General features: G+C 65.5%; 19 protein-coding genes. 11 read left to right on the top strand and 8 right to left on the bottom strand.

Translation table 11 applies throughout. The annotated features are described in order from the left end of the window. The first annotated feature begins 310 nt into the window (after positions 1 to 310). The gene (locus RDW26_RS01115) at positions 311 to 646 is read left to right on the top strand and encodes a type II toxin-antitoxin system RelB/DinJ family antitoxin (RefSeq protein ID WP_294416130.1); all 336 of its coding nucleotides are present in this window, start codon (positions 311 to 313) and stop codon (positions 644 to 646) included. A gap of 1,196 nt (positions 647 to 1,842) precedes the next feature. On the opposite strand, the gene RDW26_RS01110 is transcribed toward RDW26_RS01115, so the two are convergent. Beyond that, entirely contained in the window at positions 1,843 to 2,544 is a 702-nt protein-coding gene (locus RDW26_RS01110) for a hypothetical protein (protein WP_307982176.1), read from the bottom strand. 306 nt (positions 2,545 to 2,850) lie between these two features. Between RDW26_RS01110 and RDW26_RS01105 the strand changes: the two genes are divergently transcribed. Next, positions 2,851 to 4,080, top strand: coding sequence for an ATP-binding protein (locus RDW26_RS01105; protein ID WP_307982175.1), 1,230 nt, complete (start codon positions 2,851 to 2,853; stop codon positions 4,078 to 4,080). A 40-nt stretch (positions 4,081 to 4,120) separates the two neighbouring features. On the opposite strand, the gene RDW26_RS01100 is transcribed toward RDW26_RS01105, so the two are convergent. Then, a complete protein-coding gene (locus RDW26_RS01100; RefSeq protein ID WP_307982174.1) occupies positions 4,121 to 4,582 on the bottom strand; it encodes a hypothetical protein in 462 nt (153 codons plus the stop codon). Between the two features lie 469 nt (positions 4,583 to 5,051). Between RDW26_RS01100 and RDW26_RS01095 the strand changes: the two genes are divergently transcribed. Beyond that, on the top strand, positions 5,052 to 5,894 hold the full coding sequence (locus tag RDW26_RS01095; RefSeq protein ID WP_307982173.1) for an IS110 family transposase: 843 nt from the start codon (positions 5,052 to 5,054) through the stop codon (positions 5,892 to 5,894). Positions 5,895 to 6,298: 404 nt separating this feature from the next. On the opposite strand, the gene istA is transcribed toward RDW26_RS01095, so the two are convergent. The 3 genes from istA to RDW26_RS01080 are packed head-to-tail and all read right to left on the bottom strand — an operon-like array spanning position 6,299 to position 11,643. Next, on the bottom strand, positions 6,299 to 9,820 hold the full coding sequence (gene istA / locus RDW26_RS01090; RefSeq protein WP_307982172.1) for an IS21 family transposase: 3,522 nt from the start codon (positions 9,818 to 9,820) through the stop codon (positions 6,299 to 6,301). Further along, the gene (locus RDW26_RS01085; RefSeq protein ID WP_307982171.1) at positions 9,817 to 11,076 is read right to left on the bottom strand and encodes a hypothetical protein; all 1,260 of its coding nucleotides are present in this window, start codon (positions 11,074 to 11,076) and stop codon (positions 9,817 to 9,819) included. Before RDW26_RS01085 ends, istA begins: the two co-directional genes overlap by 4 nt. 60 nt (positions 11,077 to 11,136) lie before the next feature. Next, entirely contained in the window at positions 11,137 to 11,643 is a 507-nt protein-coding gene (locus tag RDW26_RS01080; RefSeq protein WP_307982170.1) for a recombinase family protein, read from the bottom strand. 364 nt (positions 11,644 to 12,007) lie between these two features. Here RDW26_RS01080 and RDW26_RS01075 point away from each other — a divergent pair, with 364 nt between their 5' ends. The 8 genes from RDW26_RS01075 (at position 12,008) to RDW26_RS01040 (ending at position 18,665) form a co-directional block, all read left to right on the top strand. Next, a complete protein-coding gene (locus RDW26_RS01075) occupies positions 12,008 to 12,379 on the top strand; it encodes a YraN family protein (RefSeq protein ID WP_307982169.1) in 372 nt (123 codons plus the stop codon). Positions 12,380 to 12,927: 548 nt separating this feature from the next. Beyond that, complete coding sequence (locus tag RDW26_RS01070; protein WP_307982168.1) at positions 12,928 to 13,155, top strand: hypothetical protein; 228 nt, start codon at positions 12,928 to 12,930, stop codon at positions 13,153 to 13,155. A 132-nt stretch (positions 13,156 to 13,287) separates the two neighbouring features. Beyond that, entirely contained in the window at positions 13,288 to 14,052 is a 765-nt protein-coding gene (locus tag RDW26_RS01065) for a ParA family protein (protein ID WP_307982167.1), read from the top strand. Continuing rightward, positions 14,040 to 14,990, top strand: a complete 951-nt coding sequence (locus RDW26_RS01060) for a ParB N-terminal domain-containing protein (protein ID WP_307982166.1) — start codon at positions 14,040 to 14,042, stop codon at positions 14,988 to 14,990. Before RDW26_RS01065 ends, RDW26_RS01060 begins: the two co-directional genes overlap by 13 nt. A 305-nt stretch (positions 14,991 to 15,295) precedes the next feature. Beyond that, positions 15,296 to 15,700 carry a hypothetical protein gene (locus tag RDW26_RS01055; protein ID WP_307982165.1) on the top strand — a complete coding sequence of 135 codons (405 nt, stop codon included), beginning with the start codon at positions 15,296 to 15,298 and terminating at the stop codon, positions 15,698 to 15,700. 1 nt (position 15,701) lies between these two features. Beyond that, complete coding sequence (locus RDW26_RS01050) at positions 15,702 to 16,952, top strand: relaxase/mobilization nuclease domain-containing protein (RefSeq protein ID WP_307982192.1); 1,251 nt, start codon at positions 15,702 to 15,704, stop codon at positions 16,950 to 16,952. After that, positions 16,949 to 17,518, top strand: coding sequence for a hypothetical protein (locus tag RDW26_RS01045; protein ID WP_307982164.1), 570 nt, complete (start codon positions 16,949 to 16,951; stop codon positions 17,516 to 17,518). Before RDW26_RS01050 ends, RDW26_RS01045 begins: the two co-directional genes overlap by 4 nt. A 145-nt stretch (positions 17,519 to 17,663) precedes the next feature. Then, positions 17,664 to 18,665, top strand: a complete 1,002-nt coding sequence (locus RDW26_RS01040; protein WP_307982163.1) for an Abi family protein — start codon at positions 17,664 to 17,666, stop codon at positions 18,663 to 18,665. Between the two features lie 125 nt (positions 18,666 to 18,790). Here RDW26_RS01040 and RDW26_RS01035 read toward each other — a convergent pair whose 3' ends face one another. The 3 genes from RDW26_RS01035 to RDW26_RS01025 form a co-directional block, all read right to left on the bottom strand. Further along, on the bottom strand, positions 18,791 to 19,843 hold the full coding sequence (locus tag RDW26_RS01035; RefSeq protein ID WP_307982162.1) for an ArdC-like ssDNA-binding domain-containing protein: 1,053 nt from the start codon (positions 19,841 to 19,843) through the stop codon (positions 18,791 to 18,793). Between the two features lie 101 nt (positions 19,844 to 19,944). Further along, positions 19,945 to 20,712 carry a class B sortase gene (locus RDW26_RS01030; protein ID WP_114556989.1) on the bottom strand — a complete coding sequence of 256 codons (768 nt, stop codon included), beginning with the start codon at positions 20,710 to 20,712 and terminating at the stop codon, positions 19,945 to 19,947. A gap of 162 nt (positions 20,713 to 20,874) precedes the next feature. Further along, entirely contained in the window at positions 20,875 to 23,973 is a 3,099-nt protein-coding gene (locus RDW26_RS01025) for a VaFE repeat-containing surface-anchored protein (protein WP_307982161.1), read from the bottom strand. Between the last annotated feature and the right edge of the window lie 2 nt (positions 23,974 to 23,975).

Here is a 23,975-nt window from a genome sequence, read left to right as displayed (position 1 = left end):
CATCTCCACAGGTTCCCGAACGGCCTGCGGCCAGATCCGGAAATCGGTGGAGGTGCCGGCCCTGCCGGGCCTTCGCGAATCCGCCCCTCCCTCCTCGTGCCCGCGCACGGCGGCATCCAAGCCGAGCAAGGGGGCCTTGCATCGGCGGCAGGCCGATCGGCATCGAGGGGAACCTCCGCTCGACGGCACCTCGCCGCCTGTCGGGACCCGATGTCCAAAAAGCGCCGGGCGGCGCCACTGAGTGGAGGCTCCGACGAACCGGAGATGCGCAAGCCCCGGCAGCGAAGGCGGCAACAGGAAGGAAGAGGAGATGCGCGCATGCAAAAAGGTGTCCGCGAGAATCGACACCAACCTCAAGGACGAGTTCTCGAGAACGCTCGAGGGCATAGGCCTGGACTACACGTCGGCGGTGAAGAGCTTCGCCTACCAGCTCGTTCGAAAGCGGGCCATTCCCTTTGAGGTCAGGTCGGTCGACTTCGAGATGTCGGGCAAGACCGCCGTGACGTCGGTAAGGCTGCCGGAGGAGGTCGCCGAGGAGGCCATGGCCGTTCTGGCAGGCATGGGGATATCGTTCTCCGTCGCCGTCAGGATCCTCGCCCTCGAGACCGTCGCGAGCGGCATGATCCCCTTCAGGGCCGGGGAGTGACATGCATGCCCGTCTGGATCTTGATGCCCAACGCGTAGGACACTAGCCGACGCTCGTAGGCCAAGGGCCTACGAGCGTCATCCCTTTTGTCAAGACGAAAAAACAAGATTACCTGCAGAAATGCTCCGACTGGATAACTGAACTATCTGCCTTCTGGAGTTTGGACCTCAAAGCTTTTACAACTCATGCCGACCGCCATTGGCGATGAACCGGCTCCGAAAAGCTACCTCTAAATCGGATAGCAAATCGTCCCATTGGGGCATTTTCCCAATGGGACGATTCTTCGCAGGCAGCTTGCGGCTACACAATCTTTAATCAAATCAAGCCAAATGGTGCCGCTCAACCAGGGGGTCCTAGCGCTTCGTCATATATTTCCTCACCTTGGAAAGAATCCCGGCCGTCACCTTCCCCACGGGAAGCTCCAGCCAATTGTCTTTCGCCCCGGAAAGTCGGCGAACGCAACACCTGTCCTCGAAGACCCTCTCAAGACGAGCGTACGCATCAGCCCAACCCTCTTCGCGCATCGACTCGTCTCCGAAGATGTCCTTGGCCGCGCAGGAACCCAGACCCCGACGTCGATTCCTTTGATTCGAAGGCGGTGATAGACGTCGAATACCTCCCTATGCCGCATCGATCCGGCGCCGAAGCGCAGCAGGGACCGCATCTTCTCGGCAACCGTCTGCTCGTCGCTGCTTGGAGCGCCCTTGACCGACCCTTTGAGACGTTGGAAGCCCGTATGTCCAGCCCGCATCAATGGCCGACGGGCGCCCCTGCGCCTACCGAGATGGCGGAACCGATTGCGGACGGCGTCGTTTTCCCTCGTCGGCGCGCCAATGCCCGTCAAGGCCCAAAGCCTTGCTCTTTTCCTTGCGGGCGGAAGCGCGGACATGACCGGACGGTCGTGTCCGCGCGTATTGCTTACGCAGCAGCCGCACCACGATTTACGCCGTTGCCGCATCATGATTTACGCCGCGCGTGCATATCGGTGTTGGACGTACCCGATGGGAACGTCCACTCGATTGACGGATCGACGCCGTTAGGTATGCGGTGATGGACGATGTGCTTCGCGGGTAGCGGCGCAAGGTTCACGGCGGGCTGTTCTTCGCCCTGCTCTTCTTCTCTTTTTTTCATCAAACGAAACATGGGTACGGAGCGGATGGGCGGGCTGGGGCTTTTCTTCGCCAACCCCGCGCGGCTTATTGGGCGAAGAGCGTTGGGAGCCAGGCGAAGAAGACAGAGAGCGCCTTTACCAGGAGGTTGAACAGCGCTATGAAGGCGCTACCCAGCGCTTTGAGTAACTCGAGCGCCTCGTCAGGGCAGGCGACCATGCATGCGATGAGCAGGACGGTGACTGCAAGGCTCAGGAGGATCGCTTTGAGCGATCGGCCAGAACGGCCTGGTTTCGCGTGCTTGACTGTGCGAAACTGCCCGACGTCTTCGGTGCTGGGCTCATCGGCTTCCTCTTCTTCGCCTGCGGCCGCTTCGTCGTCATCGTCTTCGCCGGAGCGACGCTCTTTGATTTCGCTGATGGTGTCCGCCAGGTTCGCCGCGCTGTCGAGGAAGCTCGCGATGGCGCCTAGTGCAGACCGGTCCTCATCGTCGTCCGTATTATTGGAATCGTCTTCGATCTCGCTCTCGTTGATGAAGTTGAGGGTGCCGCACTTCTCGCACGTGAATGCGGACATCCAGTCGTCGAAGCCGCTCTGCTTGTTGAGGACTGCGCCGCAGCCGTCACAACGCCACACGACGCCGGGGAACTGGTTGGAGCAGTCGTCCACGGAGTCGTCGCCGTAGAGCTCCTCGCCGCACTGCATGCATTTCCAGAATCCCTCGTCGGGGTCGAAGCCCGCTTGGTCGCCGAGGTCGGCTCCGCAGTTCGGGCAGTAGTAGTCGCTCATGGGGCACTCCTTAGGGACACGTTGGCGCTATGATATCCGCATGGCCTGCGCGCTTGTGACCGCGACGCATCATTGCCACATGAACGATGTCTAGTGATTGGTGCGCAGCATGAAAACGTTGATGAGGGTTACTGGGTGCCGGAGCGCGTGAGGGAGTTTCTGCGGGCGATGGGGTTTCGGTCGCCGTTGGAGAAGATGGGGCCCTGCAGAGCAAGCATGAAACGTGACCCAGATGCCTGATTCGGAGCCAATTTGACTAATTTGGTTCCTTTAGATGGTGGTGCGATTGCAGGAGGTGAATGTTAGGTGAATCTAAAATATACGGACGATGGGACGCTACCCGAACTCGTGGCAAACCTCGCCAGCCTCAAGCGCGAAGGCATCTACTGGGATTTCAAGCGCGAATGGCACGACAACAAGGCCAATCTACTCCATGACATCATCTGCATGGCAAACAATCCCGCGGAGACGACGGGGTTGTTGATAATCGGCGTCGATGAAGAGGCGGGCTATGAGCCGACCGGCGACGCCGACGCCTTAGGCAAGCGATTGGTTACGCAAAACCTCGTTGATATACTGCGTTCCAAGAAATGGGCCGACGGAATGCCGAGAATTCGTATTGCCACAATCGACCTCCGTGGGGCCTGCGTCGATGTCGTCCTTGTCGACCACGACGAGGACGCCATGCCTTACTACCTTGTAGAAGACTACAGAGACGGCGGTAGCACCGTGCGCGCCGGCGCCATTTACACGAGAGACGCGGACAGCAACACACCTAAGAACGGGACGGCGACCCCTCTCGCTGCCGAGCGACTATGGCGCAGGCATTTCGGGTTGGACAAGACCCCCCTTGAAAGGCTTCCGCAGCTGCTAAAAGACCCCTCGAAGTGGAAGCACACCCTTCCCGTCTTGGCACGAGATGAGGAGTACTGCGGGTACTGCTTCCATCATGTCGACTTCCCTGAGTTCACTTTCGTCCGCAAGCCCGAGGAGGATTGGGACGCCGTTGAGTACTTCATGCTCGCCAGCCCGTTCTTCTCGCATCCCAGCTGGTGGACGTGCTACTTCTACTACCATCAGACCATGATTTACCAGATGCCCGGCGCGTACTCCGACCATCTGTGGATTCCGGCGCCGACCATTTCCACACTTCACGACCACTGCTATGCGGTTCCGCCCGAAGACACGCACTTCTACATGTATTACCTCGAAGGCTCCATCGAGCGCGCCGCGATGATGTTCGAACTCGATGAGAGCAAAGAAGGTCCCAGCGCTCTGGAGGAAGTCCGCTGGCTCGATTCGCTCGTCCCGACCTATAAGGACGAGGGCGAGCGGATTGCCTTCGAGAGATGGGTTGAATCGAATTGGGGCATGTTCCTCGAACGTTGTAAAAACCAGACGTTTTTCCGTCGTGTGTCCGAGAAGTTGCCCGGTTCCATAAAACGCTACGAAAGTGTGGAGCGTCGTGCGAGGGAATCGGCGACTTTGGTGGACTTGCTGAAGGAATACCGCGCCCTTCATACGGAGGAGCGATGAAGGGCGTTTAGGCTGGGAATATGTCTTAGCCGCAGCCTGCCTAAGCGATGCGGGCCTTGATTGACTCGCTCATGCGCTCTGCAATCGCGCCCGGTATCTTCGAATCGGCGTTGTCGCTTTTAATCCAGTACTGGCCGGTGAAATGGCCCCATGCGTTGAAGTCGACGCTGAACCCCCATTCCGAGATGTTGCTCTGGGAACGCACCGTAAATCGGGCTATGGGTCCGTCGCAGCGGCACGAGACGACCCTTTTGATGGTTTTGGCGGCGGCGTCGGCCATCTGTGCGAACTCTTCTTGGGAAATGCCGTCCTCGAAGCTGAAGGGCGTCTTGGGGCGGTTGATGTTGCGCTGTATTTGGTTGCCGATGTCGGCGACGGTGCCGCCTATTCCACAGACAACGTCGACAGCGCCCTTCGCAACAGCGCCGCCCGCCTTTGCAACCACGTCGACGGCCCCTGCGGCGATGCCGATTGGGTTGAAATCCTTGTCGAATATGTCCATGTTCTGCGACCCGCCTTCCCTGCCTTGTTGCTTCGCATTATAGCCGGCCACCTTGGCCACCTGTTGCTGTGCGAGTTAGGTTTTGCGAGAAAAGTCGGCCGGGAACCTCGCCGCGGCGATGAGATTCGTGGCGCGTTCGGCGCTGCGGATGGCCGCATTCTAGCACGACCTGGCGCGGAAGCGCGCGTTCGACCCCATTACAGTCCGAGATAAGCCACCGATGAACTTCGGTGGCGAGCATTCGGCGCACTGCCTACGATACGGGCAAGCCCCGAGGGGCCGCCGATCGGGCGCCTCCGGATGGCCGTCCGCCCCTGCCCCGAAGAGGGCCCGGAGGGGGTGTTGCCACCGGAGGCGCTCGCCGCCCCGGACGACTGATGGGAAACTGCCGGGCGCGGGCGCCACGGCCAGGTAATGTGGGTGTCGCAGGGAGGGCTTCCGATCGGCCTGACGATTGGAGGATACCACCATGGCACCACCGAGAAGGCCGGAAATCGTCATAGGGCTCGACGTCGGGAAGTCGTCGCACTGGGCGTGCGTCGCGACGCGCGACGGCGAGGTGCTCGCGAGCAAGCCCGTAGCCAACAGGGAAAACGCCCTCGACTCGCTTTTCGCCGAATTCCCCGGAGCCCTCGTCGTCGTCGACCAGGTCCGCAACATCGGCGCGCTCGCGCTCTCCCGCGCGCGGGCGGCGGGAATGCCGTCGGCGTACCTGCCGGGCCTGGCCGCCCACGAGGCCGCCAGGCTGTTCGGCGGCGACGCCAAGACCGACGAGCGCGACGCGATGGTCATCGCGAAGACCGCGCTCGGCATCCCGGACGCGCTGCTGCCGGTCCCCCATCCCGACCCCGCGATCGCCGCGGCGAGGGCGCTCGCGGCGCAAAGGGACTTCCTGACCTGCGAGAATACCAGGTGCAAAAACAGGCTGCGCAACATCCTGCTGGAGTCGTGCCCCGAGTTCGAATCGCTGGTCGACCTGTCCGACGTCTCCGAGCTGCGGCTCATGGCCGTCCTCGGCGGGCCGTGGTCGGTGGCCGACGCCGGGCGCCGAAGGGCGGCGGCCCTCGCCCGCGGCGCGCGGCGCGGCAAGGTGGACGCGCTCGTCGGGTCCGTGGGGTCGTCCACCAGGCCGGACGCGGCCGCGATCGCCGCCGAGGACCGCACGGTGAGGCTCTTGGCGCGGAGGATCGCCGAGAACGCGGCCGAGCTCCAGGCCGCCACGGCAGAGATATCCGCCCTGCTCGAGCGCGACGAGACCTACCGATGCCTGCTCACCAGTCGCTCCAGTCGATTGCCATGCACAAATGGCTAGTGGGCTTTAGGTGACAGCGGATATTCCGCCTAAAGACAGAACGCAATTGACTAAACCTACATACGACAACACCTATCAGCAGATCATCTTTTTTGCCGTTTCAGCAAAAAAGACTCAATCTTCAATTCAATCGCTATAACCAAGTCTCCCCGTTAATGAAGAGATAAATAGCCTCGCCCTATCACAATGGAGAATCGAGCGTGCATGTTTGGTGACAGCAGCAAGCTTAATGGCGGAATCGAGTTCAACCCAAGCATCAGCCAATGAGGTGCCGAACCTCGCTATCTGCATTGAAGAAATGCATGCTTTATCAACCCGCGCATTAACAACTCCTCGCATCTGGCTAATTAGGCAGGAGGCACCGACCCGCCTCCCCCATTCCTTCCTCGCCGAAGGGTCGAGGGCTAGTCGAGCCTTATCGGCCTCTCGGGCCTCTTCCTCCCCGAGCAGTACGGGCAGTAGCCCGGCCTGGCCCTCACCCTGTCGCGGACGGCCATCTGGTAGACGTGGCCGCACTCGCCGCGCCACCATGCGGGCTTGCGGCTTATGGCCTGCACGCCGGCGGGCTTCAAGCGCCTGTTCATGCGCGGGTGCCACATCGCCGCTATGCCGGGATGCGTGGTGGCCAGGTCGTTGTAGCCGGCGAGCACCTTGCGCCCCGAGCAGTACGGGCAGCCCGGGTCCGCCTTGCCCTTGCGCGCTCGGTTCGCTATGAGGCCGGACCACTCGTGGCCCTCCTTGCACTTCCACCAGACGCGCTTGTTGGAGTTGGCGATCACGTCGGTCGGCTTCAGGTCGCCGTTGCGCTCCTTGTTCCACTCCCTCGCGATCTTGGGATGCGTCGTCCGCAGGTCGTTGTAGCCTTTCAGCACCTTGCGGTCGCCGCAGTAGGGGCAACCGCGGTCAGCACCGCCGGTCCTGTTGTAGGCGGATATCCGCCATGCATGCCCATGCCCGCATCTCCACCAGACCCTCCTCGCACTGCCGGAGACGATGCCGTCGGGCCTCAGGTCGCCGTTGCGCTCCCAATCCCACTCAGCCAGAAGCTCGGGATGCTGGCTCGCGAGGTCATTGAAACCGGCGAGTACGCGATGGCCCGAGCAGTACGGGCAGCCCAGCCCCTCGGCGGCCCGCTGGCGCGGTGACATCTGCCATTCATGACCGCAGCCTCCCCTCCACCAGACCTGCTTAGTCGCGTTGAACCTCACGCCGTCGGGCCCCAGGTCGCCGTTGCGCCCGAAATCCCATTCAGCCACGAGCTCGGGATGCGTAGTAGCCAGGTCGTTGAAGCCGCGCAGCAGCTTGCGGTTCTTGCAGTACGGGCAGCTGTCGTCGACGCGCATGGAGCGTATGCTCACCTTCTCGCGCCAGACGTGGCCGCACGATCCGCGCCACCGCACCATGGCGCCTGCGTGGGCGTGGAGGTCCTCGGCGCGCAGGCCGCCGTTCAGCTCGGGGTCGAGCTGCCTGGCAACGTCCGGCCTCTTTGACCCGAGGTCGTTGCTGCCCTTGGCGAGATAGTGTCCCCTTCCCCCATGGCACGACGGGCACTTGCGGCTCTCTTTGCGAGTCCCCCGCAGGCTCTCGCGCCATTCGTACCCGCACGTCGGGCATTGCAGCCAGATCCTCTTGGCCGTGCGGTCGGAGACCTGCGAAGGCCTCAGGTCGCCGTTCTTGGTGGGATGCCAGAGGTGCAAGATGCCCGCGTCCAGGCACTCGGCGCTATTGAAGCCCTCCAGCGTCAGCCTCCTGCCGCAGTACGGGCATCCAGCGTCGTTGAACGCCCTCGTCCTCACGGACAGCTGCCAACTGTGGCCGCACTCGCCGCGCCACCACACTCGGGCGGAATCGCAGCGCGAGACGTCGGACGGCTTGAGGGGCCCATTCCGCTCCTCGTCCCATTGCGCCAGCAAATCCGCATGCCCGAACCGCAAGCACCATTCCTCGAAGCTGACGTTGAGCTCCGCCTCCCTCAGAAAGCGCGACCACTTGACGCTGGACTTGCCGTGCCCGAGGGCGTAGCCCGCGCGCCCATCGGCGGCATCCAGCACCCGGGCCTCCTCCACCAGCGAATCAAAGGGGGCCAGCAGTTCGGCCCGGCCGTGCTCTTCCAGCCACTTTCGGGGATTCTGCCTCCAGATGCGCGTCATCACGCCGTCCCACAGATAAACCTCGCGGTGACTCGCGATGCTCACCGCGTCGGGCGTCAGGTTCCGGTTCTTCACGGGATGCCACAGCGCGGCGAGCTCGGGGCACAGCGTCGCGACGTCGTTGAATCCCTTGAGGGCCTTCCTGCCGGAGCAGTACGGGCAGAGGGCGCCGTCTCGGCTGTTGACCCTTTTGGCAATCGGCGCCCGCCACTCGTGACCGCACCTGCCGAGCCACCACACCTGCTGCTTGAAGTCGGGGAAGACCGCGCTCGCGGGCAGCGGGTTCCTCGTCGGATGCCACTCCTCGGCGATGTCCGGCCTCACCGTGGCAAGATCGTTCTTGCCCGGGACCAACGCGACGTCCGCGCAGGCCAGGCAGTCGTCAAAGGAGCGGCCCGTTCTCCTGGCGGGCGCCTCCACCCACTTGAACCCGCAGTCGGGGCATCTCCAATGGACTGGCCTGCCAGAGCGGCAGACGCAGTCGTGCGGGCCCTTGCCGCCGTTGGCATCGTAGTCCCATTGCTCCAGGATCCGCGTGCGGCGATGCTCCTCGCACCAGACGTCGAGCGGCTTGAACCGGTCGGGGTGCACGCCCGGCAGCCCCTCGAACGTCTCGGCGCCGTCCTCCCTGCGCGGATGCCTTGCGATGCACTGCCGCCTGTCGGCGGTGTAGATCTCGATAGCGTCCTCGGCGATGCGCACGGCGACCTTGCGCTCGGCATAGCGCGGCGGCACGCCGTAGAAGTTGCCGCGCACCCTCACCACGCCGTCGAAGGAGACGCCGACCTTTCTCCAGGTGACGGGCGCGAACTCGGTCTCCGGCAGCGGCTGCAGGCATTCGCGCTCCTCCGACTCGAAAATCTCGTTCCTGCTGCGCCCCTTGAATGCCACGACGGGCCGGTCGTTGTAGACCTTCAGCAGCTCGGCGATGGCCAGATTGAGCTGGCCGAGGCTCGTGAACCGCATCTGCTCCAGCACGCCGGCGATGCTGTTGGCCATGATGCGCACATGGCTCTCCACGGCCGCCTTGTCGGTGGGCGTGCGGACCCGCGCGGGCAGGACCATGGCGCCGTAGTAATCCGCCAGCTCCTGGTAGCGCGGGTGGATCGAGCGCTCGCGATTCTCGTCGAACACCACTCCCGTTGCGAGGTTGTCCGGCGCGACGAAGAGCGGCGCGCCGCCGAAGTACGCGAACATCGCCTTGTGGTGCTCAAGCCACGACTGCATGCCCATCTCCAGGCTCGCGCGCACGAAGGTCTTGTCGCTGTAAGGCAGCGTGGCCACGAACAGCGACACCGGCGTCACCTCCTCGCCGGCGCCGTACAGGCTGAGCTTCCTGCCGGCCCAATCCACCTGCACCTCCTCGCCGGGATGCCAATTGACGAGCATCTTCGCGCCCCTCGCCCGGGCTTTGACCAGCTGCACGAACCTCTCGCGAAACGTCGCAAAGACATAGGGCGGCCTGTCCACGGAAAGGGCGACGTACGTCGCATATGCCTCCTCGACGTCGTCCACGTCCAGTCTGCGCCCAGCACGGCCTTGGATACCCTCCAGGTCGACGGGGTTGCAGCGCGCCGCGTCGTGGGGGTCAACCAGCCTGGCCAGCTCGTCGTCGCTGAGCTCCACCGGCACGGGCCAGCCCAGACCCAGCTCGGCGGCTCGTCTCGAAATGGAGGACGCCTTCGTGGCGCTGCAGCCGCAGAGGAAGGCGACCTTCTCGAAGCTGAGCCCCACCGAGCGCAGCTCGATGATCTCCCTGTAGGGCAGCGCGCTCATTCGGCATCACCGGCCAGCTTCTCCATGACCTCGGCAACGCCAATTTCCCCGCCGCCGTCCAAGACCGCGCGGCATGCCTCGTCCAAAGTGGCCCCGGCAACCGACGGCGTCTTCCTCAAGTCGATCAACTCCTTGCAGGCGCGGAACCCCTTGCCTTCCTTCTTGCAGGCGGAGAGCACGCGCTTCATGACGCGCACCACATTGGGGCCCTCCTCCCTAGCGAGCGCCAGGAACCTGTCGTCCATCCTTTTTGCGAACCAACGGTGCCCGGGCGGCCTGTGCGCGGGGTCGGTCACCGTGCACCGCCCCCGCATCTCGGTCATGCGCTCGTGCCGAGCGACCAGCTCCCCGTTGAGGTACGAGCACACCTCGCCGTCGGTCCAGCTGACGCGCACTTCCTCATTCGAGCAGCGCCATGGCACCGAATAGCGCACGCCGTCGACCACGAAGTGGTAGTCGTCCCGAACGGCGCGCGTCGACCACGTGGCGAAATCGGCATCCTCCGACGGAAGCTCCAGCATCTGCGGCAGCTCCCGCTCCTTGAACAGCGTCCAGCGGGCCGGCCCGCCCTCCGACCCTATGGCGTTGTACGCCACCAGCTTCCCCTCGACGTAGGCATCGAGGTCCTCGAAGCTCGCGAAATCCATGCCCGCGACATCCTCGATCACCTTCCTTGCGACGTACGAGACGGTCCTCGCGTCCAGCGGCTTCCCGGCGCCCTCCGCTCCCTTCGCAGTCTTCGGCCTGGCGCCGTAGAGCACCGTCCGATAATGCCGGGCGAACGCCTCGATCGTGCTGCGTGCCGTGACCGAGACCTTGCACTGCGCGCAGTCGGTCACGTACGGCACGCCGCCGAGCGACCTGAATGCCCGCTGGCAACAGGCCATCCAGCTCTTGGTCCCCATGTCGTCAGCCCTGTATAGGAACGTGGCGTCGCTGTAGGCCATCGCTGCGACGAACACCGGGAACGCCGCCTGCTCGCCGGCGATCTGCGCCGACCCCCTTGACCAGTAGGTTCTCATGTACTCGCCCGGGTACCACTCGGGAATCCCGGCGGCCCCCATCTCACGCCGCCATCCGCGCAGGCCCGCGCAGAAGCTCGAGTACGCGTACGGCCTCTCGCCGGCTTCGCGGCACGCGGCCACGTACTCGGAATATGCGTACTGCAGCCGCCATCCGCGCTGGTCGCCCATGCGCTTTGCGAAGTGCTCGTAGTTTGGCAGGGCGCAGAAGCGCCGGCATCCCTGGGCGCTCACGATCTTGCAGTTATTCGGTTGGAGGCTTGCGGGAGCCTTCGCCTTCACGCCCCCGAGCAGCTAACCATCGCCGCCGCCGCCCTTCGGCAGGTTGCGGTACAGCGTGCTACGGCTGATGCCGGTGGCAGCGGTGATCTCGGACAGCTTGTGCTCGCCGCTCTGATACATGCCGATGGCGTTGGCCAGGGCGCTGGGGTCGACCTTCGACTTGCCGCCTGTGTGCCCGGGCTTCGCCCGAGATCCTTTCCGGTCCTCATCGACGCCCATGATGGCGGCGGCATGCCGGAAGAACGCCCCGTGCTCCTCCTTTGACGTGTCGATGCCCTGGTCGAGGACGACCAGCTCGGCGGCCTTCGCCCCGATCTCGAGCGCTGCCCTCACCGCGGACGCGGAGGTGGAGCCCAGAGCCCCGAGCGACGCGACCACGACAACGTCGCCGGCATCGACCGACCCCAACAGCGATGCGATGCCGCCGTCCACCACGAGCTCGCAGTCAGCCGCCTCCAGCGCCTCTCGTTGCTTATTCGGACCATGGCCAGCTGGCGGCCTGCAGTAACCGACCCTCATTCGCGCTCCTTCCGCTCGCGTACATTCTAAGCCCCGAGCCCCCGCGCACCGCGAACACGCCCCGAAACCGCGCACGCAAGCCCGGCGACCCCGCGCCGTCGCCGTCGACCCGCCACCGTGCTCTCGAACACGCATGCTCGCACGTCCCCGCTCATACCGCGCAAGGGCCGTCGACGTTCTCCGATTTCTTTCCCCCGCCGCCCCCTGGGACGCCGGGGAAAACAAACCGCCCTGCGGGCTTCGGGCAACGGCGCCTCCTGCCGTCGGCTTCTCCTTTCCCCCTTGCACGGCCGCGGGCCCATGCGGCCCACGTGCCGCGAGGCACGCCAAAGGGGCGGGCCGGAAACGACTCAGGAGGTCACTTATGAAGAACTTGCACGAGCGCGCGGTCGAGGCAGCCATCCGATTCGTGGAGCGCAAGGGCTACGAGGTCTTGGACCGAAACTGGAGCTGCGAGGGCATGGCGGGCCGCCTGGACCTGGTGGCCATGGACGAGGACGCCATCGTCTTCATCGACGTCACCGCGGCCAACCGCGAAGAGGGCGGCTTCAGCGAGGGGAACCTCACCCGCCAGCAGTTCGAGCTGCTGGCGGCCACTTGGCTGGAGGGCTACACCCCCGAGGGCGACGTCCCGGTCCGCTTCGACGGCATCGACATGATCGTCGTCAACGCCGGCAGGGCCCTGCTCAGGCACCACATCAACAAGCTGGGCTCGTTCGCGGAGTCCATCGCGTAGCGGCCGACCCTCGAAGACCGGAGGGGCCGCAGCCGGCGGCTCCTCCCCCTCCGTGCTCCCAACTCGCCGCGGCACCTCGGCTGCGAGGGACCCGTCCTCGCGCTCCCGGGCAGCCCGGACCCCTGCACCCCTCCCGCCACGGGTTTCCGGCGCGCTTGCGCCGGCTCCGCAATGCCGCCTGGCCCTTCCGCCGGGAAAGCCCGCCGAAAGGTGCCGCATCGCGCATGGGGCTGCATGCCCCATGCGCCCACCCAAGGGGCACGCCCCCTTGGGAATCCCATGCGCGTCCTCCAAGCCGGACGGGCTCGCAGCGCTCAGACGCCGCGGGGCTGTCGCGCGCGAAGGCCCCGGCTGCGCCGCCCACACGACATCCCCGCAAAACCCGGGGAAGGGCCCTGCGGAAACCGGGTTTGGCGGAGATGACGGCTTCGCCTTCGTGAAGCCGGCTCCGCCGGGGCCGCCGCGCGCGGATCGGCATCCAAGCGAATGCAAGCCGGGCCTGCATCCGGGCAGGGCCGAATCGGACGAAAAGAAGGGAGCGGCGCAGCATGAAAGCAGCAGCCACAGGAAACAGAGTCAGGATGATCGCGCAGCCGTCGGGCGCAAGGGCCGCAACGACCGTCGTCGCGGCGCGAGGCGGCGCCCCGCGCGCGAAGGGCATCAAGACCAGGGTCAGCTACGCGGGCGAGTGCAGCCTCGAGGAGGCAGTGAGCCAGTACCTGGCCGCCAGGGCGAACTCGAGGGCGATCCCGGCCCTGGCCGAGGCCGGCGCGTGACGGACCCGGGAAACCGGGGCGCGTTGGACACTTTCGCTGCCCGCCGACCCGACGGGCAGCGGCGCGCGCCCCGCTGCTAGCATCCGACCCGTATCACAGCGGGCGCGAAACCGACCAAGGAGGAGGAAGACCGTGAGAGTCATCACCGTAAGCAATTTCAAGGGCGGCGTGGGCAAGACCACGACCGCCGTCAACCTGGCCACGCTCTGCGCGCGGCACGGCAAGAGGACGCTGTTTATCGACCTGGACCCCCAGGCATCGGCGACGGACTACTTCGGCCTCTACGAGCAGGCGGAGGACGGCGCCAACGTCATCGGGCTGCTCTACGAGGGCATGACCGCCGACGAGATGGCCTACGACAGCGGAACCGACAACCTGCGCGTCATCCCGGCAACGCTGGCGCTCATCAACCAGAACGAGCTGCTGCTTGCCGAGCAGTCGCTGCGCTTCGCGCTGGACGACGTGGCGGGCGAATACGACGTCGCGATCATCGACACCGCCCCCAGCGCAAAGCAGCTGGTGCCCTGCGCCTACGTGGCCACAAGCGGGCGCGGCGACGTCGTCATCCCCGTGAAGCTGGACTCCACCGTCATGCGCGGAACGGCCTCGGTAGTGGACTCGCTGCGGCTCGTGGCCACCAAGCTGCGCCTGCCCGTGCCCAGCTGGAGGATCCTGCGGACCTGCGCGCCCGGAAGGATGACCAACGCCGAGGCCGTGGGCGAGGCGATCCTCGACCGCTTCTTCCCCGACCAGCAGTTCCGCACCGTGATCCACGAGTCCGCCAAGGTGAAGGAGGGCAGCTGGGAATGGAAGCCCATCGTGGAGTTCATGCCCGGCAACCGCGCCGCCGTCGACTACGAGAACCTGGGAAGGGAGCTTGGGCTATGGGACGAGTAGACGACATCGCCAAGCGCTTCAGCCTGGCGGGCGTGCTCGACGAGGACAGGCAGGCGAAGCAGAGGTTCCCCGTCGAGGAGATCGAGGTGGCGGCCATCGAGGACCATCCGGCGAACGTCGCCTACTCCATGGACGAGGACGGCATAAAAAGCCTCGCGGAATCCATCAGGAAGGACGGCCTAACGGACATCCCCATGGTCCGCCGAAAGCCGGACGGCGGCTTCCAGATGCTGTCGGGCCACAGGCGTAAGGCGGCCTACGCGCTGCTTGCCAAGGACGACCCCGCGTTCGGGCGCATGCCCTGCCGCATCGTCGAGGGCGTCAGCGACGACCAGGCGGTCACCCTCCTGCACACCGCGAACTACTTCACCCGAGAGCTCAACGTCATCGAGCGGGCCAAGGCCACGCAGGCGCTCGGCATCCAGGTGGAGCGGATGCGCGCCGAGAACCCGGAGCTGAAGGGAGTCCGCACCGCGGAGCTCAAGGCGGCGATCATCCGCAACCAGACGGGCCGCAACGTCAGCCCCGCCACCATAAAGCGCCAGGAGCAGACCGCGCGAAGGGTCGAGCAGGGCCTCACCGAGGACTGGAGGTCCGAGGCGATTGAGGGAAACCTCTCGGACACCGACATCGCCACGCTCGCCGCCATGGACCCTGATGCCCAGGCGAGGCTCTACAAGGAGAAGTCCTCCGCGAACGCCGGCAAGGCGGACACCTCCAAGCTGATCCGCGAAGCCGGCGGGCCCGGGGCAGAGGCGGTCGGCAAGCTCGTCGACAAGGCCCTCAAGACCCTGCGAAAAGCGACGGGCGCAGCCGACGGGAGCGCTGCCGTCGACGCCTCCCAGCTCGACGAGATCGAGCGCTGCGTGCGCGACCTGCGCGCGATCGCGGGCTCAGATCGATCCCGCGGCGGTGCCGAGTCTGCGGGCTCAAAATGAGCCCGCAGACGGACCGGAGCCACGGGCTCATTTTGAGCCCGCTGGTAAATGGCCGGAATCTGAGTTCCGGCCCCTTGGGCTAGCAAGCTACCTATCCCGTATCACGAATACGGGATAGCGCTTGCGGCGGCGGTTCCGGCGGAGCGCCGCGGCGGCGTCTCCGACCTCCTCCCCGCCCGCGGCATTCCGCCGGGGCCGCAGCCGCAGCGGGTGGCACGGCGCGCCGAGACCGCGCGCCGGCCGCCCTCGTGCGGGGGATCCCCCGCGCCCCTGGAAACACGCAACCGACGAAGGGAGGCAAGTCCATGGACTACCCCGAGATGGTCAGCTGCCGCATGACCTCCGACGACCTCGACCGGCTCGCCGCATCGGCGCAGCGCGCCGGCATGGCCCGCTCCGAATACCTGCGGACCCTCATCAGGATCCCGGCCAGCGCCTCCGGCAAAGGCGCCGTCTACGTCATCGACAACCGGACCATGGCCAAGATGCTCTCAGAGCTCATCCGGTGGGGCCGGCACTATAACCAGGCGGTGCGCGCCCTGAACACCATCGCGCTGTTTATCCGGCGCGGCAGCCCGCCCGAGTACCGGGCCTTCGGCGAGATGCTCTCCGATGCGGAGGAAAAGCTTGCGGAGGTCGAGCGGGGCCGCCAGGTCATCGAATACGTGCTGGCGGATATAGCCGGCTCCACGAGCGTAAGCGGTGACTAGCATGCCCGTCATAAAGCCCATAGCCGGGCACACCAGCGCCCGCGGCGTCTCCGACTACCTCCAGAAGGACGGCCGCGCCTTGGCCGTCGACCTGTACAACCTCTCGTGGGACGAGGACCGCGACGCGGGCCTCGACCCCGAGCTGAAGCAGGACGTCGACTGGGCGGCCGAGATGGACCTCACCCGCATCGCCAACGGCAACGACACCCCATGGCGCGGCAAGCGCGCGCGGACCTACATGCACTTCATCGTCTCCCCCGACCCGAAGGACAAGGTGACGCTCGCGCAGCTGCGGGAGCTGACGAGGGCCTGGGTCCGCGAGAACTGGGACGACTACGAGTGCGCCGCCGTGTTCCACGACGACAACGCCAACGAGGTCATGCACGCCCACGTCGTAGTCAACAACACCAACCTCGCCACGGGCAACCGATTCCAGAACCCCGACCCGCGGCAGATGCAGGCCTCGATCCAACGGCTCGCCGAAGAACGCGGGCTGAGCTTCTTCGTCGACGTCTCAAATGAAGAGAAGCGGCGGTCGGCCGCGAAGAGCAGGGCTGCCCCGAAGACCAGGCAGGCCGTCTACGTCAGGAGGGCCGAGCGCGAGATAGCCGGGAAGGGCGGCTACTCGTGGGTGGCCGACATCCGCAATCGCGTGACGATCGCCAAGAGGACGGCAGAGACGCCGGGCGAATACCTGCAGACCCTCGGCGTGATGGGCGTCGACGTCAGCGAAGCCTCAAGAAGAAGCGGTCGCGCGGATTGGCTCTACTCATTGGCGGAAGACCCATCGAAAAGAATCCGCGGGGAGAACCTCGGCCTCGCCTACGGGCGCAAGGCCGTCGAAGGCGCCCTGAAGGGCAACGCGGCGATCGACCCCGGCCAAATCGCGGCCATCGCGGCGAAGGCGGTCGAGGTGAGGGACTACGCGCAGCTGGAGAGCATGGCGGCGGCGCTCGAGCTCTGCTCGAGGTACGGCATCCGCTGCATGGCCGACTTCGGCAGCCGCATCGCGACCATGGGGCGCAGGGGCGACGACAAGGCGGCAAACGAGCTGCGCCTCGCAAAGGAGACCGCCAGGGAGCTGAGGCTGCTGCCCGAAGCGGCCAGTGCAAGGCCCCGGACCGCCATGGACCAGCACGCCCGGCAAAGGCAGCACGCCGACGCCTCCGCCCGCGCAGGCGAGCAGGCGGCGCGCCAGCGGCAAATCCAGCAGGAGCAGCAGCGAAACGACAGGAACAGGAGAGCGAGATGATTCTAGAGGTGACGTACACGGACGGCCACCACGAGTGCTTCGACAGCAACAGCCTCACCGGCGGCGCAGTGTTCGGCAGGGCGAACATCCTCACGGAGTTCGCCGTCGTCTGGGAGGGGGGCGAAGGCGGGCAGCACCTGGTCGTCTACGAGCATCACATGGAGGAATCGGCGCCGAGCGACGACGGGGCGTCGGCGAACGCCGACCGAATCCGCGGGCCCAGGCTCAAGCTCGTCGACTCCAGCGAGGCGCCGGACGTCGAGAGCGTTTCCCTAGACGGCCGGCTCTTGGCCTGGTCCCAGGGCGGATGCCTGGTGGACGCCGCCAGGTTCGAGCTGGCGTGCATGAAGTGGTACTCGGGGCCCATGGGCGCCGGCGCCAACGCCAAGGCCGTCGCGCTGTTCGGGTACCTGGAACGCGCCCGCCCCGAGCTCGCCAGCGACGAGGCCGAGATCTGCCCGCTGTTCGGCTACCCGGTAGCCGCCTTCAGGGAGGCCGAAGACGAGGAGATGGCCCAGGCAGGCGACGCAGGTTGCGGGAAGGGAGGTTTCGATGAAATGGATTAGACGGGTCATCGTCGCCACAGGGGCGTTCCTCGCATGGCTCTTCCGAGCCGTGTTCAGATGGTTCATGTGAGGCCGCGCCGGCCAGAAGGCCGCGATTCGCAGATATAATCAAAATATAAGAGGCCAATGACAAGCAGGGGGCAAAATGAATGGCAAGCCCGAGCAGACGAGCGAAAGCGGCAATGGATACCACGGCAAGCCAAAGCTCACCATTGCCCAGCAGATAGCCCATCTGGAGGCAAAGGGCGTCACATTCGATAGATATAGCAAAGAGAGGGCGGCAGCCTATCTCTCGGACGAGTGCGACTTCTATGAGCTTACGTCCTACAGAAAGCTGTTCGCCAAGCGCCAAGGCGGGAAGCGCAACGGAGAGTACGCCAACCTCGACTTCGCCCAACTGGTCATCTTCGCTGAACTGGACGAGATGCTTCGCGAGGTCTTGTTCGTTATGACGAGGCACATCGAGCACTCCTGCAAGGTCGACTTGAAGCGCAACATCTCCGAACGCAACGACGAAGACGGGTACGCCATCGTCGCCGACTACATGGCCTCGCTCACTCCGAAAAGCAGGAGCTACCGCGAAGCCGAGCTCGAGAGGAACGGCAGAAACAAGTACACCAAAGCCGTTTACGAGAAATACGAGAAGCGCATGCCGTCTTGGGTTTTCCTCGAGCTGGTGCCGTTCGGCACGCTCGTCGACTTCATCCGATTCTGCGGCGCACGGTGGGACGACAAGGACTTCGAGCAATCCCACTACGACCTAAAGAAGGTAAAGTCGGTGAGGAACTGCGCAGCCCACGGCTCGTGCATCATAAACACGTTCGCTGAGGGCGCGAACTCCCGGCGCACCACGTCGAGGAAGACCTTGGAAGCCGTAGCGAAGCTGGGGCTGTCCAAGCCGACGAGACAGAAATGGCTTCGCAACGCCGCCGCGCAGGAGATCGCCATCACCTTGGTGCGCTACGCGCAAGACGTCCCTAGCTGCTCAGCCAGAAAGAGAGACGCGGAGAAGCTCAGGAGCTTCTTTAACGCGGTCGAGGGAGCCGGCGACCTTTTGCCAAAAACAGGCCCGGACGCGACAGCGGCAGCCGCGATAAACTTCATAAGATCCTTGACAAAGAGCCTTGGATTGCTAGACTTACGGTAGATCGCAAAACCTTCGGGTTTTAGGGGTGGGATGGTGAAAGCCAAACTGCCCTATTTTTTTGCCCAAAATCAGGCTTATAGGGCAAAATCAAGGACGCGCATCATCGCGATGCAGCGCCCCGGCGCTCACCTATCGGACCTGTCGGGGAGGCGCGGCGCGCGGTCGTCGCGGGCGGACGCCCTCCTGGCGATGGCCGCGCGCTCGGACAGGCTCCTGCAGGCTGCGTCAGGCTCGTGCTCGATGGCGCGAACGCGCTCGAGCCCTTCTGTTTCACGGTTCTCGGCCATCTTCTGCTCCATGCCGCCGATGATGCCATGGGCCGCGCCGCGTATCTCGTCGAGCGAGGCCCTCAGCTCGGAGAGGTTCTTGTCCTCGCTCCACCCGGCCACGTACCCGAAGCTGTAGTCGCCGGTGTCGAGCCCAAGCCAGCTCGAGACGACGAAGGCGACGCTCTCGGCCTGGACCTCGCGGGTCGCGCGGCCCGGCAAGGCGGCCCCCTCCCCCTTCGGCTCGAAATCGTGCATGACGCTGTGGGCAAGCTCATGGATGGCGGTCTTGAGGGTCTGCGCTTGGGACATGCCCTTCTGGATCACGATGCGCTTGGGCTCGGACCTCGAGAAGAATCCCTTCGCGCCGCCCGGGACATCCTCGAACGAAACGGGGTACCTGCTGATCTCCGAGACGGCGCGCATGGCGGCCTCGTATCGGGCGACGCCGCCCGTCAGCTCGTCGACCCCCAAGGTGGGCAGCTCCCTTCCCTCGGTCTGGCTCACGTCGAACACGGTGGCCAGGCGGAAGCCTGCGAGCCTGCGCCTGGGTCCATCCCCGGCGCTGCCGTCGCGCGCTTCGCCGACGTCGTCGCCCTCCCCTTTCGCCTTGACCACGACCGGGCTGAGAATCCTCATGCCGCGCTCGCCCTTCCTCACCTGCCTGCCGAACTTGTCTTGCCAGGCCCGATAGCCCGCTACCAGCGTCGCGTCCGGGCGTTGCATCGCGATGAGCAGGCAGTTGTTGGCGCTGTAGCTGTGGAATCGCGACATGACGGCAAGGTAGCGGCGATACCTTGCCGACTCGAAGACGCCCCTCACGCCCTCCTCGAGGCGCTCCATGGTTTGCCTGAGCTCCTCGTCGCGCTTCGCTGCGGCCTCGGCGCCGCCTCTTGCCTTGCCTTTTGCCATCGATCTCGCCTTTCCCGTGCAGACTTCCATGATTCACATCGCATGCGCGCCGCGCTTCGTGCGACGGGCGCGCATCGGCGCCGAACGCGCCCGCCCCTGCATCACCCGAACGCGTCGACGGCGCATATCACCAACGTGCGCTCGTTGCCCCAGCGGTTGTAGCTGCAGGTGCATAGGGTGACGACGCTTTTCACGGACGAGCAGTCGAAGCCCTCTCCGACGAGGCTCAGGTCGGCGTCGGCCACGACCCGGGCAAGCCATTGCGCATGCTCGGCGTCGTCGGCGAACTCCACCTTGGCGCCCTCGCGGCTGGCATCGACGACGTCGACCGCAAGCACCCTCAGCCTGGCGTCACCTTCCGGAGTTCGCAGGAGAATCGGGGAATGCCCCTCCGCGTAACCGGCGCCCGAGAACCTCGCCAACGCGGAGAACATCGTGCCGTCGTCGAGGTGGTGGCCGAACACCAGGGCGTTGCCGGCGCCCAGCAGGCCATCATCCGCGCACTTCCAGTGCAGGTAGGGCACGCCGTGGTAGTTCCAGCCGCCGTACGCGTCGTAGCGGAGGTAGTGGTCGGGGTCGCCCTCATGGGCCTGGACGATCGGGTAGTCGATGCCGGTACCCGGCACGGTCACCCATCCGATGATGTCTGGGTTGACGCTCTGCCAGTAGCCCCAGTCGACGCCCCCGGAGCCGTCGTTTTCGCCGGCCGCCTCGTCTTCGGCGCCAATTGCCGCGACCCCGCTCGGATCGGGGTCGAAGTTGGTCGCCCTCTCGGTCAGCCAAGCCATGGACGACAGTGCGCCCACGGCCCCCAAGCCGAGCGCCGCGGCGAGGACGAGGGCGATGCGCGACTTGGCCTTGCCCTTCATCGATGCCCGCCATCGGAGCGCTTGCCGCCGCTTCCTGTCTTATCCAACGCCCCCGCGACGTCCTCGACGCCGGGTTTTCGGGTGGTTCCTTCCATGGTTTCCTCCATATCCGCAAGGAAGGCGGCCCGAGGCCGCCTTCCTGCTTTCGGGCGAGCGTCGGCCTTAGGCCTCGTGCTCCGCCGCTTCCTCTCCGCGCCCGAGGTCGTCGGGGTCGGGATCGTCGGGGTTGCGCCTCTGCAGACCGTATGCAGCGAGCGCCAATGCCGCCGCGAGGGCCATACCGGCGCCCAGTATATAGGGCATGAGGTCCACGCCGGTCTTGTCCAGCTTCTCGCCTGGCGCATCGGGAACTTCGGGGGTGTCGGGGTTGTCGACCACTACCGTCTGGCCTTCGTCGTCGACGTCCTCGTGGACGGCGACGACGTTGCCCTTGGCATCGAGGCAGCGCTCGAAGGCCACGAGGGCCGCTCCCTCCTCGAGATGGGACGCGTCGAACTCGAAGGCGACCTCCACAACGCCCTCGGCCGCCTCGGGGGCGAACTCGGCGGTGGCGGTCACGGGGTTGCCGCCGGCGTCGACCAGCGTCTCGCCGGTCGACTTGTCGACGAGCGTACCGTTTGCGGTGTAGGCTTCGCCAGGAACGAGACCCTTGTACTCCACGGTGTCGACGAGCTTGACCTTGCCGCTGGCGACGATTTGGTCGCCGTCTTCGGCGTCGGTGAGCTTCGTGCCTATCTCGACGACGGTGACGGTTTGCCCCTCGTCGGAAAGGTCCTCGTGTGCTGCGAGCTGCACGCCGGCGGCGAAGAGCTTCTCGAACACCACGACGCTCTTACCGCCCAAGCCGGTGCCGTCGAAGGCGAGCTCCACCGCCTGGACGCCATCGGCTTCGTCGGGGGCGAACGTTGCGGTTCCGGCAACCTGCTTGCCATCGACGGTCACGGGACCGCCGGCCTCGGCATCCATCAGCGCGGCCTCGAGCGTGTACTCGACGCCGGGGGTCAGCCCCTCGTATGCGACCTCGTCGACGATGGTGATTTCGGCACCGGTGACGAGTTTGTCGCCGTCCGCTTTGTCGGTCGCCGTGGTGCCGATGCCCACGAGGCGAACGGTCTGCCCCTCATCGTCGATGTCGGCATGGGCCGCCACCTCCACGCCGCCCGACGTCAGGGATTCGAAGGCCACGACGTCCTCGCCCGCCAGCAGGCTCCCGTCGAAGGCGAACTGAAGCTCCACCTCGCCGGCGCGCTGCTTGGGCCTGAAGGTCTTGCTCGCGGTCACGGGGTTGCCGTCGACGCCGACGAGCGCCTCGCCGGTGGACTTGAGCATAAGGGTGCCCGTGACGGTGTATTCGGTGCCGTCGGTCTTGAGGTTCTCGTAATACACGGTGTCTGACAGGGTGACTTCGCCAGAGGCTTGAGCCACATGGTCGCCGTCGGACGCGTCCGTGGCCTCGGTCTGGACCTTGGGCCCCTCCTTGTCATCGAGGCTCATCCACACCGCCTTGGCGACGGAGGAGTCGCGCTCGATGACGAACGCCTTCTTGATCAGGTCGTAGCCCTCGTTGGAGTCGCTGCGCAGCTCCTCGAGCGTGTACCTGCCGAAGGGCAGCGCCGCCAGACCGTCGTCGACTTCGGCGACGGAGCCGTCCTCGCCGAGGGAGAACCACACGCCCGCCTTGGAATCCATGTCCGAGGCGTTGACCGCTCCAACGTCCAGCAGCCGGTCGTTGCCGTTGGTGTTGGCGCTGTGCTTGTTCCAGGAGGATGCCGTGGAGACGTTGCCGTTGCCGTCGGTGACGACCACATGGGCTTCCCCTGTCGCCTCGTTGGTAACCTTGAAGGCGACCTGCAGGGACTCGTTGGTGTCCTCGGCCATCTTCGCTATCTCGAGGTCGTTGCGGACGACCTGGTCGAAGAACTCGAGCGCGGCGCCTCCCGAGGAGGCTTTTACGATGGCGCCGTTCTCGCAAATCTGGAACGTCTTGGCGGCTCCGTCAGTCAGCAGGTAAGAGTCGTTGCTCTTGGTCTCCTGGATAGCGTAGGTGCCGTAGGGCAGCGCGTCGGCGGCGGTCTGCGCGGTATAGGCGCCCGCCTCCTCGTTCCACGCCGTGGTCACGGTGGCCACCGTCTCGCCAGGCTCGAACCACTCGCCGCTGACCAGCACCTTGGACGCCGACTCGTTGGTTATGGTGAACTCAATGTCGGCGAGCGTGGAGCCACAGCCCGGCGCACCGTGGGAGTCGCCGCCCAGGGCCTCGGACTTGCCGAGCTCACTGTCGGACTTCGTGACCTGCACACCGCCGCGGGCGACGTCGTCCTTGCAGGCGCCGCCCGTCAGGTCGACAACCTCGCCGTTCTCCCTAATCTTTGCCGTCTTCGACCAATCCGAGGCGAGGTACCCCTCGGGGGCCTGCGACTCGACGACCTTGTAGGCGCCGCACGGCAGGTCGCCCGACCCGGTGGCGGCCACGTACGCCTTCGCCGCAGCGTCCCACTCGGCCTCGATGGTTTTCACGACCTCGCCGTCGCCGTAGGACCTCCCGCCGACCAGCGCGTTCTTCCCGGAGGCGTTGACGATGTCGAACCTCGCTCCGGCGAGGTTGGCGTCGCCCTGGGGCGCGCTGCCTGCCTGCGAATCTTCCTTAGCGACCTTGAGGCCTCCCTTCTTCCAGGTGAAGCTCACAAGCACCTGCGTCGCAGAGCCGGTCTTCACCGAGAAGGCCTCGAAGCCCGTGGACACCTCGTCCGCGCGGTTCTTCACCTTGGACCAGGTGTCGCCGAGGAGCTCGTCCTTGGCCCACTTCTCGAACTGCGCGTTGGTCCCATAGGCCGCCTCGCCGCGCGAGCCCTGGTAGGCGAACGACAGCAGCACGTGGCTCGCCACCAGGTATTTGTCCTCGCTCCAACCCGTGCCGTCGTACCACCTTTCCGGGAACACGGACTCGTCGAAGCCCGGCGCGCCGTAGCTGAACCACATCGCGGCGGCCAGGTCGCCGTCGGAGATGTCCGACTTAGAGTAGATCCCCGGCGCGGGCGTGCCCGCCGCGGGTTCGGCGCAGTAGGCCACCTCGCCGTCGGCCCACATGCGCGTCGTGAAGTAGCCGGCGTAGGGGACGTCGTCGCCGACGGTCACCTCGACGGACTCGGAGGCCTGCGCCTGCATGGGCGCCGATGCGCACATACCGATGAGCAGAGCCACGCTCATCATGACTCGAACGATCTTCGACAAGGCGGCGGTCTCTGTTGCTCTCGCTGTCATGG

Source organism: uncultured Senegalimassilia sp. (assembly GCF_902464545.1).
Classification (GTDB): domain Bacteria; phylum Actinomycetota; class Coriobacteriia; order Coriobacteriales; family Eggerthellaceae; genus Senegalimassilia.
This window is presented reverse-complemented; position numbering and strand designations above follow the sequence as displayed.

What these genes read in the sequence shown, in the direction of transcription:
- RDW26_RS01035 (WP_307982162.1), bottom strand. Translation starts at nt 19,843, where the DNA reads ATGGCAAAAGGCAAGGCAAGAGGCGGCGCCGAGGCCGCAGCGAAGCGC.
- RDW26_RS01070 (WP_307982168.1), top strand. Translation starts at nt 12,928, where the DNA reads ATGAAAGCAGCAGCCACAGGAAACAGAGTCAGGATGATCGCGCAGCCG.
- RDW26_RS01080 (WP_307982170.1), bottom strand. Translation starts at nt 11,643, where the DNA reads ATGAGGGTCGGTTACTGCAGGCCGCCAGCTGGCCATGGTCCGAATAAG.
- RDW26_RS01060 (WP_307982166.1), top strand. Translation starts at nt 14,040, where the DNA reads ATGGGACGAGTAGACGACATCGCCAAGCGCTTCAGCCTGGCGGGCGTG.
- RDW26_RS01110 (WP_307982176.1), bottom strand. Translation starts at nt 2,544, where the DNA reads ATGAGCGACTACTACTGCCCGAACTGCGGAGCCGACCTCGGCGACCAA.
- RDW26_RS01095 (WP_307982173.1), top strand. Translation starts at nt 5,052, where the DNA reads ATGGCACCACCGAGAAGGCCGGAAATCGTCATAGGGCTCGACGTCGGG.
- RDW26_RS01030 (WP_114556989.1), bottom strand. Translation starts at nt 20,712, where the DNA reads ATGAAGGGCAAGGCCAAGTCGCGCATCGCCCTCGTCCTCGCCGCGGCG.
- istA (WP_307982172.1), bottom strand. Translation starts at nt 9,820, where the DNA reads ATGAGCGCGCTGCCCTACAGGGAGATCATCGAGCTGCGCTCGGTGGGG.
- RDW26_RS01075 (WP_307982169.1), top strand. Translation starts at nt 12,008, where the DNA reads ATGAAGAACTTGCACGAGCGCGCGGTCGAGGCAGCCATCCGATTCGTG.
- RDW26_RS01025 (WP_307982161.1), bottom strand. Translation starts at nt 23,973, where the DNA reads ATGACAGCGAGAGCAACAGAGACCGCCGCCTTGTCGAAGATCGTTCGA.
- RDW26_RS01045 (WP_307982164.1), top strand. Translation starts at nt 16,949, where the DNA reads ATGATTCTAGAGGTGACGTACACGGACGGCCACCACGAGTGCTTCGAC.
- RDW26_RS01040 (WP_307982163.1), top strand. Translation starts at nt 17,664, where the DNA reads ATGAATGGCAAGCCCGAGCAGACGAGCGAAAGCGGCAATGGATACCAC.
- RDW26_RS01055 (WP_307982165.1), top strand. Translation starts at nt 15,296, where the DNA reads ATGGACTACCCCGAGATGGTCAGCTGCCGCATGACCTCCGACGACCTC.
- RDW26_RS01050 (WP_307982192.1), top strand. Translation starts at nt 15,702, where the DNA reads ATGCCCGTCATAAAGCCCATAGCCGGGCACACCAGCGCCCGCGGCGTC.
- RDW26_RS01115 (WP_294416130.1), top strand. Translation starts at nt 311, where the DNA reads ATGCGCGCATGCAAAAAGGTGTCCGCGAGAATCGACACCAACCTCAAG.
- RDW26_RS01100 (WP_307982174.1), bottom strand. Translation starts at nt 4,582, where the DNA reads ATGGACATATTCGACAAGGATTTCAACCCAATCGGCATCGCCGCAGGG.